Source organism: Synergistaceae bacterium, from assembly GCA_031272035.1.
In the GTDB taxonomy this organism is placed as follows: Bacteria; Synergistota; Synergistia; order Synergistales; family Aminobacteriaceae; genus JAISSA01.
In genome coordinates this window covers 1-12,711 of the sequence record JAISUO010000061.1, presented here as the reverse complement: position 1 = coordinate 12,711, position 12,711 = coordinate 1, and the positions used below count along the sequence as shown (strand labels likewise).

At 58.1% G+C, this 12,711-nt stretch carries 12 protein-coding genes; all 12 read left to right on the top strand.

Annotated features, from left to right (window positions below):
* Positions 1-5 precede the first annotated feature (5 nt).
* Positions 6-209 (top strand): 50S ribosomal protein L35, encoded by a 204-nt coding sequence (gene rpmI / locus LBR61_07610; protein ID MDR1731946.1) that lies wholly within the window; start codon positions 6-8, stop codon positions 207-209.
* Positions 210-249: 40 nt separating this feature from the next.
* Positions 250-603: a 50S ribosomal protein L20 gene (gene rplT / locus LBR61_07605; GenBank protein ID MDR1731945.1), complete on the top strand. Its 354-nt coding sequence runs from the start codon at positions 250-252 to the stop codon at positions 601-603.
* 221 nt (positions 604-824) lie between these two features.
* The gene (locus LBR61_07600) at positions 825-1,862 is read left to right on the top strand and encodes a phenylalanine--tRNA ligase subunit alpha (GenBank protein ID MDR1731944.1); all 1,038 of its coding nucleotides are present in this window, start codon (positions 825-827) and stop codon (positions 1,860-1,862) included.
* Between the two features lie 12 nt (positions 1,863-1,874).
* Positions 1,875-4,316 carry a phenylalanine--tRNA ligase subunit beta gene (pheT, locus tag LBR61_07595; protein ID MDR1731943.1) on the top strand — a complete coding sequence of 814 codons (2,442 nt, stop codon included), beginning with the start codon at positions 1,875-1,877 and terminating at the stop codon, positions 4,314-4,316.
* Positions 4,317-4,576: 260 nt separating this feature from the next.
* Positions 4,577-4,864, top strand: a complete 288-nt coding sequence (locus LBR61_07590) for a hypothetical protein (protein ID MDR1731942.1) — start codon at positions 4,577-4,579, stop codon at positions 4,862-4,864.
* A 6-nt stretch (positions 4,865-4,870) separates the two neighbouring features.
* A complete protein-coding gene (gene zapA / locus LBR61_07585) occupies positions 4,871-5,134 on the top strand; it encodes a cell division protein ZapA (GenBank protein MDR1731941.1) in 264 nt (87 codons plus the stop codon).
* Position 5,135: 1 nt separating this feature from the next.
* On the top strand, positions 5,136-5,762 hold the full coding sequence (locus LBR61_07580; GenBank protein MDR1731940.1) for a CvpA family protein: 627 nt from the start codon (positions 5,136-5,138) through the stop codon (positions 5,760-5,762).
* Positions 5,763-5,790: 28 nt separating this feature from the next.
* On the top strand, positions 5,791-8,154 hold the full coding sequence (locus LBR61_07575) for a Smr/MutS family protein (protein MDR1731939.1): 2,364 nt from the start codon (positions 5,791-5,793) through the stop codon (positions 8,152-8,154).
* Between the two features lie 86 nt (positions 8,155-8,240).
* The gene (locus tag LBR61_07570) at positions 8,241-9,779 is read left to right on the top strand and encodes a potassium/proton antiporter (protein MDR1731938.1); all 1,539 of its coding nucleotides are present in this window, start codon (positions 8,241-8,243) and stop codon (positions 9,777-9,779) included.
* Between the two features lie 106 nt (positions 9,780-9,885).
* Positions 9,886-10,689, top strand: a complete 804-nt coding sequence (locus LBR61_07565) for a L,D-transpeptidase (protein ID MDR1731937.1) — start codon at positions 9,886-9,888, stop codon at positions 10,687-10,689.
* Complete coding sequence (locus tag LBR61_07560; protein ID MDR1731936.1) at positions 10,686-11,627, top strand: MBL fold metallo-hydrolase; 942 nt, start codon at positions 10,686-10,688, stop codon at positions 11,625-11,627. Before LBR61_07565 ends, LBR61_07560 begins: the two co-directional genes overlap by 4 nt.
* 167 nt (positions 11,628-11,794) lie before the next feature.
* Positions 11,795-12,619 (top strand): hypothetical protein, encoded by an 825-nt coding sequence (locus LBR61_07555; GenBank protein ID MDR1731935.1) that lies wholly within the window; start codon positions 11,795-11,797, stop codon positions 12,617-12,619.
* Positions 12,620-12,711 lie beyond the last annotated feature (92 nt).

The following is a 12,711-nucleotide window of genomic DNA, read 5'->3' as shown; positions in this document are numbered from 1 at the left end:
ATGTTATGCCGAAGTTAAAGTTGAAATCGCACTCCGGTGCGAAGAAGAGGTTTTCGTACACCGCAAAAGGCAAACTTGCCTACCGCAAGGCGGGACGTTCCCACATTCTGGAGCACAAAAGCGCAAAACGCACGCGCAGAATGCGTAAAACGGGTTACGTGTCCCCCACCCTCATGGATCAGATGAAGAAGATGCTTCCTTACGCCTGAACGCACAGGGGAAGAATCGTTACTGAAAGGATGATGTCGAATGCGTGTTAAAGGTGGAAGCATCAGCAACAAAAAAAGAAAAAAACTTTTTTCTATTACAAAAGGATACCGGGGACAGCATAAAAACGTGTACCGCCGGGCGCGAGAGGCCTATCTGGCCGCGCTTTCCCGGGCTTACGGCGACAGGAAGCGCAAAAAACGCGACTTCCGCAGGCTGTGGATCACCCGTATCAGCGCCGCGACCCGTTCGGAGGGTCTCAGCTACAGCATTTTCATGAACGGACTGAAAAAAGCCGGCGTTCTCATGAACCGGAAAATGCTCTCGGAGCTGGCGATTCACGACATGCCCGCGTTTCGGGAGCTGGTGGGGCAGGCCAAGGCCGCGCTGCACTGATCTGATACAAGTCCAACCGAGGCGACAGGCGGTCGAACGTGACGCCTTCACGCACCCGGCGACGAAGATCCGTAAGTTTTTGCAGGTTCCTGTCGCTGTCGGCAGGAACTTTTTAGTATCCGGTGAAATTATGACTCGGGGGGCGGAGTTCGTTCACTCCTTCAGGGATCCGCTGCCCCCGATATCCCCTCAGGGGCTTTATTCAGGAGGAAAGGAAAGAAATGAAGAATAAACTGGAGGAACTGCGGCGGGAGGGCGAGACAAAAATAGGCTCCTGCGCTTCCATCGCCGAACTCGAAGTCGTGAAGGGCTCTCTTTTGGGGCGAAAAGGGGCCGTTACGGAATTGCTGAAGGAAATCCCGAAGCTCGATCCGGCGCTTCGCCCCGAGTTTGGCAGCGCCATGAACGAGCTCAAGGGACATCTCAGCCGTCTGCTGGAGGAGCGGGAGGAGACGCTGCGGATGGCCAGCTCCGCCGTACCGTCCGATTTCGACGTCACGATTCCCGGAACTCCGCCTTTCGCCGGAGCCCTGCATCCCATAACGCAAATGAGATACGACCTGGACGACGCCTTTCGCTCGCTGGGGTTCGAAATTTTTCAGGAAGACGAAATATCGAGCGAACTTTATGCCTTCGACAACCTGAATTTTCCTCCGGACCACCCGGCGCGGGAGAGCATGGACACCTACTGGCTGGCGGGACACGAAACCGGACGCGGCGGGGACAGGCTCTGTCTCCGGCCCCATCTGACGGGCGGAAGCGTGCGCTATCTGCAAACCCATAAACCGCCCTTCCGCTTCGTCTACCCCGGGCGGGTTTACCGCAACGAGACCACCGACGCGCGCCACGAACGCGCTTTCTTCCAGTATGAGGCGCTGATTGTGGACCGGGACCTGCCTTTCTCGGCGGGGAAGGTCATGGTGAAGAGCATCCTCGACAGAGTGTTCGGACGGGACGTTCCGGTGCGCATGAGGGTGGGCTTCTTCCCCTTCGTGGAGCCCGGTTACGAAATAGACATGAGCTGCCTCGTCTGCGGCGGAAAAGGCTGCAGCGTCTGCAAAAACGTCGGATGGATCGAAATCATGCCCGGCGGCACGCCTCACCCCAACGTTCTGCGGGCGGCGGGGCTGGACCCGGCGGAATACACGGGATTTTACGTCAACATCGGACTGGACCGCCTAGTGATGATGCGCTACGGCGTCGACGACGTGAGACTCTTCCACAGCGCCGACCTGAGATTCCTGAGCCAGTTCAAATAGGAGGAACGAACGATGAAAATTTCACTGGATTGGCTGAAGGACTACGTGGCTCTTCCCGAAGATTTGGACATATCGAAAATTGCCTACGACCTCACCATGTCCACCGTGGAGGTGGAGGGCGCGGAGCACCTGTCGGAGAAGTTCGAACATATGGTTCTGGGGCAGATCTCCGAGGTTCTTCCCCACCCCAACGCGGACAGGCTTAAAGTATGCCGCACGGACGTCGGCGGCGAAATCAAAGAGATCGTCTGCGGCGGAATCAACCTGAGAGACGGCATGAAGGTCGCCGTGGCAAAGCCGGGGGCCATGGTGCGCTGGCACGGGGAAGGCGAGCCGGTGGAGATCAAAAACGCGAAACTGAGGGGCGTGGAGAGCTACGGGATGATCTGCGCCTCCTCCGAAATCGGGCTCTTCGACCTGTTCCCCTTTGAGGAGGACGCCACCATCATTGACCTCTCCGATTTCGACGCGGCGCCCGGGACTCCCCTCCACAAAGCGCTGGGGCTGGACGACGTCATCCTCGAAATCGACAACAAATCCCTCACGAACCGGCCGGACCTGTGGGGACACTACGGCATGGCCCGGGAGCTTTCCGCCCTCTACGACCTTCCCATGAAGGAACTTCCGGTCTTCACCGCCTCCGTTCCGGAAAAGCTGAAGGTCGTGATCGACGACCCGGATCGCTGCACGCGATATCTGGGACTGAAAATCGAGAACGTCTCGACTAAACCGGCCTCTTTTAAAATACAAAGCCGGGTCTGGCGCGTCGGGATGCGTCCCATCAACGCGCTGGTGGACATCACGAACTACGTCATGCTGGCGGTGGGGCAGCCCACCCACGCCTTCGACTTCAACAACATCGCCGGGGGAATCACCGTCCGCCGGGCCAGAAGCGGAGAGAAGCTGTCCCTGCTGAACGGCAGGGAGCTCACCCTCACCGGAGAGGACCTGGTCATCGCCGACGACGAGGAGGCCGTGGCCCTGGCCGGAGTCATGGGAGGCAGCAAGGACTCCATTCTGGAAAAGACAACGAACGTCATCCTTGAGATCGCCAATTTTACGTCTCTGGGCGTCCGGAGAACCTCCACCCGATTCGACGTCCGGACGGAGGCCTCCATACGCTACGAAAAAGGGATGGATCCCCAGAGGGTGGACGGAGCCATCGGCCTTTCCGCGGCGCTCTTCGCCGAAGAATTTCCCGAGATGAAGCTCACCGCCATGACGGACAACTACCCGAAACCTCTCTCTCAAACCCGCGTGACGGTTTCGCTGGACTGGCTGGCCCGCCGGACGGGGAAACGGCTTCCGGAAAGCGACATAGAAAAAATGCTGAAGCGTCTGGGCTTCGAGGTCGTCATTGAGGGCGACGAGCTGCGGGTGGTCTCTCCGTCCTGGCGGTCCACCGGGGACATTTCCCTGCCGGACGACATCATGGAAGAGGTGGCCCGCCTCCACGGTTACGAAAATTACGAGCCGACTCCCATTACCACGTCCTTTCAGCGCGCGATCAACCAGAGAGAATACGATCTGGAGCGCGGCATTCGGGAGTACCTCTCCTTCCGCTGCGGTATGAGAGAGATTTTCACCTATCCCTGGATGAAGGACGAATTTATCGCGGCGGCGGCGATTTCCACGGAGGACGCCCTTCAGATCGCCACTCCTCCCGCTCCCACCGAAAAATACGTCCGCACGTCGAACCTGCCCAACCTGCTGGAGGCCGTGGCGAAGAACCTGCGATTCGCCGACGCCTTCGCCCTGTACGAAATGACGCAGATCTTTTTCGGCCGGGATTACACCTCCAAAAACGATCCCCGGGAAAAGCTGCCGCTCCAGAAGAGAAGCCTGGCCGGGGCCATAACGGACCGGGCGGACGAATACCCCCGGCTTTTCAGAAGCGCGAAGGGCATTGTCGAACACATGGCCCGAAACGTCCACATGGAGCCCCTCGCCTTCGCCGGAATCCAACCGGGGAACCGACCGGGCTGGGCGGACGAAACGGCCTGCCTCGCCATAACCAAAAACGACGTCGTCGTGGGTTGCGTGGCCCTGCTGTCGAAAAAATCGGCCCTCTCCGCCGGAATCAAACAGGCCGCTGTCGCCATCTTCGAACTGGACGTGGACGCCTTGAAGCCCCTGGACTCCCGGACGAACCGATTTTCTCATCTGCCGGAGTTCCCTCAGGTGGAATACGACATCTCCATGATCTTCGACGAAAAGGTGACCTGGCAGGAAGTCTCGGAGGCGGCCTCCAAAGGTCAAAACCTCGTGAAAAGCGTTTCCTTCGTGGACGAATATCGGGGCCGTCAAATTCCTCAGGGCAAAAAATCCATAACCCTGCGGCTGATTATCGGAGCCGACGACAAAACCCTCACCTCCGAGGAAATCGAAAAGACCGCCCGGGCCGTGGAACGACGCCTGGAACATCAAATGGGAGGAACTCTGCGGGGCGAATGAAAGCAAACAGACGAGACATCTCAAAAAGGCGACAATATGCGTTAAAATAGAAGCGAGGAAACGCTGAAAAAAGACGCTGAAAAGAGAATTGTCGATTATCTGCCGGACGGAGGCCGGAGAGTTTTTTGTGAAACCGGACGGCCTCTGTCCCCCGGAATTTAATTTTCGTGTTATGTTATGCAGGATTCAAGTTATGTAAAATTGAAGTTATGTAGAATTGAAGTCGCCTGAAACACGGGTTGGAGAGTGGGGATAATTCCGTGAGTACACTTGAAAACATCGATAATCTGATTAACGGCCTGATGGAAAAGGTTCAAATGTTTGTGGACGAGCGCGAGATGCTGCTGACGGAGATAGCGGGACTGCGATCGCAGCTGGCGGATCGGGATCGGGACGCCGTCAGAGCCGCTCAGGAAGCTCAGATCGCCCTTGAAAATGCCCGAATGGACGCGCTGCGCCTGGAGCAGGAACGCTCCGACATCGAATCGAAACTTCAGGGGCTGAACGACAGGCTGATCTCCCTGGTGAAGGACCGCCACAGAGGTTGACGGGTCGTGGCTGAGCTGCGGGAAGTACGAATACCCATCGGGAAACGCAATTATCGTATGCAGACGGCTCTGGACGAACCGACTCTGGATCGGGTGGTTTCCATCGTTTCCGACGTGAGTTCAAGCGCCGGAGACAACGTGGATCAGGATCAGCTTTTGATGCTGACCTGTCTGCAGCTCGCTTATTCACTGGAAAAGATCTCGCAGCGCCTCGAAAAGCTGACGGACCGGCTGCGGGAAACAGAACGAATGAAAAACGGAGACGAATGAAATGACCGTATCACACATCTTTGACATTGGCGCGGCCTGCCTGTTGGCGTTCTTTGTGGTTCGGGGAGGCATCCGCGGCCTGACCGGAGAAATCGTTTCTCTGCTGGGGCTGGCCGCAAGCGCGGTGTGCGGATGGACCTTCGCCAAGCCTCTCGGCGCAGTGATTTTAGGATATTTTCCCGCCTGGGACAGAACCATCACCGAGCTGATCTGCTCCGTGGCGATTTTTATCGCCGTTTCCCTCGTTTTCGCCTTTCTGGGCCGTCTTCTGCAAATGGTGGTTCAGGCGGCGCGGCTTTCGCTGCTGGATCACTTTCTGGGGACCCTCTCCGGCGCAGCCCGGGCTTTTTGCGTGGTGCTGTTCGTCTACGGCGCCTTCTCCATTTTTTCCCCCGTCCTGCCGACGGACTGGATGAAGGAGAGCGTCGCCATGAAGGGAGCTTCCGTCGTGTGGCCCACCGTGCTGAAAATCATGAACGACCGCGGCTGGCTCGACCTCAAGGGGCTGACCCTTCCCCCGCAGGTGACGGCGACGTCGGTTCTTTCCTCCGACGTTCTTTCGAAAGACATCTCTCCGAAATCCCCGGATTCGGGCGTCACCGGTCCCGCGGCAGGCCCCCGGCAGTGAAAATTCCGCGAAACGCCGAAGGACAGGTATGCGCATTTCCGATTCCGTACTGACGCTTCTCGAATTTTATAAATCCCTTTTTCCCTTTGAGGAAAACCTGCGAGGCGAACCCGGCGAGAAGGCTCTGAACTCTTTGACGCTGTGCGGTTCCATGGAAGAGCTGGAAAAACGTCACAATCTGCTGAGGGCTTGGGTGGACTGCTCCGACCGCTATGGAGACCGGCAGATTCCCTGGGACGCCGGCGTGGTCTGCGTCTCGCCCTTTTTCCCCTCCGCCCGGAAAAGCGGCATTCTTTCAGGGGAGGATTTGCTGAAAATTCGCGGCCTGCTGCGCCTGGCCATGAACGTCCGCGAGGCGCTTTCCGCGCTGAAGGCCGAATACCCCGTCTTTGAGTTTCCGGAGCGGCGCATTCGGGATTTCGCCCCGGAGCTGGAAATTCTGTCCATCGTCGAGGACACCGGACGGCTGGCCGACAGCGCCTCCCCTCAGCTTCAGGAAATTCGCGGAGAACTGGAAGCCCTGAAACGCGCCGGACGCAAAACGGCATCCCGCCTCCTGGACGACCCCAATATTCTGAATATGCTGCAGGAGCGTTCCCTGGCCTGGCGGGACGGTCGTTTTCTGCTTCTGGTCCGTCAGGAGTACGTCAACCGCTTCCCGGGGCTTCTGGTGGACCGCTCTTCCTCGGGAAACTCCGTGTACATGGAGCCCCGAATGCTCTCCTCCATCAACAATCGAACCATTCTGAAGACAAAGGACGAGTTCGAGGAGGAGACCCGTATTCTCATGGAGATCACCCGTAAAATCATCGCGAGAGAACGGGCCATAACGGAGGCCGAAGCCGTCCTGGGAGAGATGGACCTGCTCTGCGCCATGAGGGAAGTCATGAAAAAACGGCGATGGACCCTGCCGGAGCTGTCCCGCAAAACCCAATTCAGCCTGGTGGGAGCCCGGCATCCTCTTTTGAAGGAGTCGGCGGTTCCTGTGGACATCCGCTGCGGCGCGGCCTTCACCTCTCTGGTGGTGACCGGCCCCAACACCGGCGGCAAAACGGTGGTCCTGAAAACGGCGGGGCTCTGCGTCGCCATGGCCTGGGCCGGTCTGCCCCTGCCCGTCCGGGACGGATCCCTCGTGGGCAACTTCGACGAGCTCCACGCGGACATTGGAGACGAACAGAGCATCGAGCAGAACCTGTCCACCTTCAGCGCCCATCTGAAAAATATCGTCGCGATTCTGAAAACGGCCGGGCACAAATCCCTGGTGCTTCTGGACGAACTGGGAGCCGGGACCGACCCCCACGAGGGAGCGGCTCTGGGCATCGCCATTCTGGAGACCCTGAGGGAGAAACACGTTTTGACCCTGGCCACCACCCATCACAACCCCATCAAACAGTACGCCCTGACCACGGAATCCGTGGAGACCGCCAGCATGGAGTTCGACATCGACAGGCTGGCCCCCACCTATCGGCTTCTGATGGGAGTCCCCGGCCAGAGCAACGCGCTTTTGATCGCCCGCCGGTGGGGAATGCCGGAGGACGTGCTGGAGCGGGCCCGGTCCACCCTGAAGGGCCGAGAAATTTCCGCCGAAGAACTGATGGGGCAGCTGAACGAGCGTCGAAGGCTGCTGGACCGGGAAGAGCGCCGCCTGGACGCCGAACGCTCCGAGATGGAGCGGCTGAAAAAACTTTACGAGGACCGCGTGGCGGAAATCGACCGGCAGCGGGATAAAATTATGGAGGTGGCGGATAAGCGGGCTTCCGACCTCGTGGCAAAAGCGGAGGCGACGTCCCGGGATTTGATAAAAGGGCTGGAGGAAGCGGCAAAATCGGCGGCTCACAAGGAATTTAACATCAAACGACAGGGTCTCCAGAAGATCCGCAGGGGGGTCGAATCCCGACACGCCAGACGCGTCGAGCGGGAACTGGAAAAAAGGCCGGAGACCTTCGTTCCCAAAGAGGGCGATACGGTTCAGGTGGCCGGCAGCGGACTGGTGGGCGTCATCCAGTCCATCAGAAACGGAAAGGCCTCTCTGGTGGCCGGCCCCATGCGGCTGGAAGCCCCTCTGGACCAGCTGCTCCAGACGCAGAAAACGGCCAGGGTGGCCATGCCTCCCGTTGACACTTCTTCTATAATGAGACAGGAAAGCGTCCCTTCCTCTCTGATGATCCGCGGCATGAACGTGGACGAGGCCATCCCTTTGGCCGGCGGCTATCTCGACCGGGCCTACAGGGCGGGGTACTCCAGCGTGATGATCATTCATGGGCGGGGAGAGGGAATTTTGCGCCGGGAGGTTCATGCTCTCTGTTCGAGGCTGAAATACGTGTCCGATTACCATCTGGGCGGAGTTGACGAGGGCGGTTATGGCGTCACCATCGTCTCTTTTCGAAAATGAAGGGGGGGCAAAACGGCCGTTTCGGTCGAACTTCCGGGCGAGGTCATCCTTATCGTAAATTTGTGAAGAAATGAGGAATTGAAGTTATGTTTACACATCTCAATCCCTATCTCGTGGTTGGAATTCTTTTCTTTTCAAGTTTGATCGCCGGGCGCATCTCGGAAAAAACGAAGATTCCGGCGCTGCTTCTTTTCCTGGCGGTGGCCATGCTGGCGGGGGCCGACGGTCCTGGGGGCCTGGTGTTCAACGACGCGCAGAGCGCCAACACCGTCGGAGCTCTGGCTCTGGCTTTCATTCTTTTTTCGGGAGGCTTCGACACCCGATGGCAGGAAATTCGACCCGTGGTTCCCCTGGGTCTGGTTCTTTCCACCGTCGGCGTTCTTCTGACCGCCCTCATCATGGCCTGTTTCCTGTGGCAGTTCCTGGGTTTTTCCTTCGCGGACGGTTTGCTGGTTGGCTCCATCGTTTCCTCCACCGACGCCGCCGCGGTGTTTACCATCCTTCGCACTCAAAAATGCGGGTTGAAAGGGACGCTCAAGCCGCTGCTGGAGTTCGAGTCCGGCAGCAACGACCCCATGGCGATCTTCCTGACCGCCGCAACCCTCCAGTGGATCATCGAACCCAACGTCCCCATTCTGCTTATGCTGAAAAATTTCATGCTCCAGATGTTCCTGGGGGCGCTGGTGGGCTTCGCCCTGGGACACGCCATCTGCCACCTCGTCCAGAGGATGCGCATGGAAAACGAAGCACTCTATCCCGTCCTCGGCATCAGCATCGTGCTGGTCACCTTCGGACTGGCCGACGCCATCGGAGGAAACGGGTATCTGGCCGTCTACATCTGCGGAATGATCATGGCCAACGGAGATTATCTCTACAAGAGGACCCTCTCCAAGTTCCACGAGGGATTCGCCTGGCTCATGCAGATCAGCATGTTCCTCGTGCTGGGGCTTCTGGTGAGGCCTGAGCACCTTCTGACCAAAGACGTCCTCCTGCGGGGGTTTCTCATCGCCTTCGGCCTCATGTTCATCGCTCGCCCCGCGGCCGTTCTCGTCTCGCTGATCAAAAGCGGGTTCAACCTTCGGGAAAAGCTCTTCGTGGGATGGACGGGGCTGAGGGGAGCGGTCCCCATCATTCTCGCCACCTATCCCCTTCTGGCCAACTATCCCCACGCGAGCCGCATTTTCAACCTGGTCTTTTTCGTGGTTCTGACCTCCGTGCTCATTCAGGGAAAGACCCTGACCACCGTGGCGCAGCTGTTGGGCGTGGACGCTCCCCTCCGGCTGCCTCCCCGCTACCCTCTGGAGTTCACCAAAACCCCGGAAAGCGGCCTGGACGAAACCCGTGAAGTGGACCTGCTGCCGGAATCCCGCGCCGTGGGACACAGGGTCCATGAACTGAACGTTCCTGAAGGAGTGACGATTCTGCTGATTCATCGGGGAGAATCCTTTCTCATCCCCAAGGGACACACCCTGCTGGAAGCGGGAGATACCCTGCTGATCTTCGGAGACAAGGAAAAACTGCAGGACGTCTGCCGTTCTCTGAGCGGGAGATTCACCCCCGAAGCCGCGCAGGAAGAGACGAAAACTCCATTGAAACTCGACCCCGATGAACCCCGGTACGAGTAGAACCGTACAGACAGGCATTTGCAGAAGAGCAAAAAGATACTACAATATATGAAACCATGTCTGAAGACGGGATTTTTTAGAGCAAAATAATGAGACGTGATTTGAAATGAAAAATTTTCTGGATTGGATTTTAAACCAGATCAAAAGCCTTTTTCGCGTGGAGGGCTTCTGGGTCGACAGAGGGCAGGGAAAGTGGGCGTATAAGCGCCGATTTCATCCTCTGCTTTACGTCGTGCTGCTTCTGGCGCTGGCAGGGGCCATCTCGCTGGGGGTCAACTTTTTCTACCCCGCCGAAGAGCAGGAAACCGTGACGGAGGAAAAACACCGGGAAGGCGACGTCGTCGAGCCGGACGGGGACGCGGGCAAATTTCCGGCGCCGCTGACGCAAACCCCTTCCGCTTCCCCCGACGCGGTTCCCTCCGAGCTTCAGGCGGCGCTCCTGCCCGAATTGCCTCCTCCCGCGGCTCCGGGCCCCATCGACCGCAGAATGCGCGTGAGGGACGACCAAAACTGGATTCGCATCAACAAGAGCACCTACATGCTCTACCTCTATCGCGGGAAGAACGTCAACCATTCCTACAGGATCGCGGTGGGACGGAACAGCGGCGACAAGCAGCGGCGGGGCGACAACCGGACGCCCACGGGAATTTTCGAGGTTCAGTCCATTGAGAACGCCAGCGCCTGGACCCACGATTTTCGGGACGGAAAGGGTGAGATTCAGGGAGCCTACGGACCCTGGTTCATTCGCCTGAAAACGGGAAAATGGCGAGGAATCGGCATTCATGGCACCCACGCTCCCGAATCCATAGGAACCATGGTTTCTGAGGGCTGTGTCCGCATGTTGAACGACGATTTGGAAGAAGTCAAAAAATTTGCCTCCAGAGGCATGAAAGTGGTTATCGAAGAATGAATCCCGACAAATCTGACGCGCCGTTTCCCGACCTTCCCGAGGGGCTCCACCTTTTGGATTTGCCTCAGCCGAAACGGGGATTTCAGCAGTTTATCGCCGCCTGGTTTTTTGTGGATGACCAGGGCAGGAGAATTTTAATCGACCCCGGCCCGGCGGACACCATTCCGCTGCTCGCGGAACAGCTCTCCAAAATCACGGACGGCGTGGATTACGTCCTTCTGACCCATATCCACCTGGATCACTCCGGCGGGCTGGGTCAGTTCTGCAACCTCTTCAAAGCAAAGGTCCTGGTTCACCCCAAAGGCAGAAAACACCTGCTGAACCCGGAAAAACTCTGGAAGGCCTCTCTCGACACTCTGGGGGACATCGCCGCGATGTACGGCGCGCCGCTGCCGACGCCGCCCGACGCTCTGCTGGAGAGCCCGGCTCTCTCCGGCGTCACGGTTCTGGAGACGCCGGGACACGCCCCTCACCATCTTTCCTTCATCATTTCGTTCCGCAAAGAACGCCTGTTCTTCACGGGCGAGGCGGCGGGGCTTTTTCTGCCGGTGCGCCAGGAGTCGGGACTCCCCTATTTACGCCCCACCACGCCTCCAAAGTTCGACGGGGACGCGGCGCGAACCTCTCTGACCGAGACGAACTGCCATCTTCGGGACGACGACTGGTTCTGCTACTCTCACTGGGGAGCTCTGAGGAAAGCCCGGCGGATGGTGGAGCTGGCCCAGGAACAGATCGAGCAGTGGATCGCCGTCACCGGACGGCTGCGGGATCGCTCAGAGGAAGAAATCACCGAATACCTGCTTCAGAACGACCCTCTTCTGGGCGGGTTCACCCACCTTCCGGAGGATCTTCGAGAGAGGGAACGCCTCTTCATCCGAAACAGCGTCATGGGAGTTCGAGGATATCTGAACAGCGGCGGCCCGCAAACCCGTCCGTAACTTCGGGATGTTGTTCCGGCTGCGGCGAACAGAGAACAGAGTGGCAATATGCAGGTATGAGCGGATTCACCGGTTGTGGAGTGCAATGCCTGTTTTCAGGCATATCCTTGCAGAGAGGTGATGTGATCATGTTATTGCGCGGCGGTTTTTATGGGAAGTGTTTACTCGTGGTTCTGGCGGTTTTTTTGTGTCGAAGGGGAGAGGCAGCGGGAGCTTTCGACGCCGCTGCTGTGAGTGATGCCATTTATCAGGCCATGAAAAATGACGCTCCATTTCCTCTGGCTGATCTGCCGGAGGCCGAAAAGACGGAGGCGCGGGCTTACGAAGTTCAGGCTCTGCTGGTGAATAAGCTGATGTCTGAAAGGCAGGATACCATTGTCGGCTACAAGGGCGGCATGACTGCCGAAGCTCAGATGAAGCGTTTCGGAGCCTCCAACCCCGCCAGCGCTCCCCTCTTCAAAAGCGGTTTTCTCGAAGTGACCGACCCGGCAACGCCCGTAAAGGTCAAAACTTTCGGCGGCATCATGCTGGAAACCGAATTCGCCTTCAAAACGGCCGCCCCCGTCACCGCTCCGGTGAAAGACGAGGCGGAGCTCAAAAAGCTTATCGCCAGCGTACATCCCGCCATTGAGGTCCCTCAGGTTCGCTTCACGGACATGTCGAAGCTGGGTTTCTTCGACCTGACGGCGGCGGTGATCGGCAGCCGGGCCTTCATCATCGGGAAGCCCCAGCCGGTGGACGGCGCTTTTGACGGAATGAAAGTCACCCTGACCCGAAACGGAGCCGTCGTCAACGAGGGGACGGGCGCGGACGCGCTGGGCAGTCAGTGGAAAACGCTTCTGTGGCTGGTCAACAACGTCCTGGCTCACGGCCAGAAAATCGAGGCCGGACAGTATTTTCTGACAGGCGCCCTGGGAAAGATGATTCCCGGCGAACCCGGCGAATACAAAGCCGAATATCCCTTCGGCACGCTGCTTTTCACCGTAGAATAATTCAGGAACGACCGAATCTGAAAAAAGAATAGCTGAAAAAAGAATAGAAAAAATAATGCTCAACGTGCGAGTTTCTGTGCGTTGAGCATTGT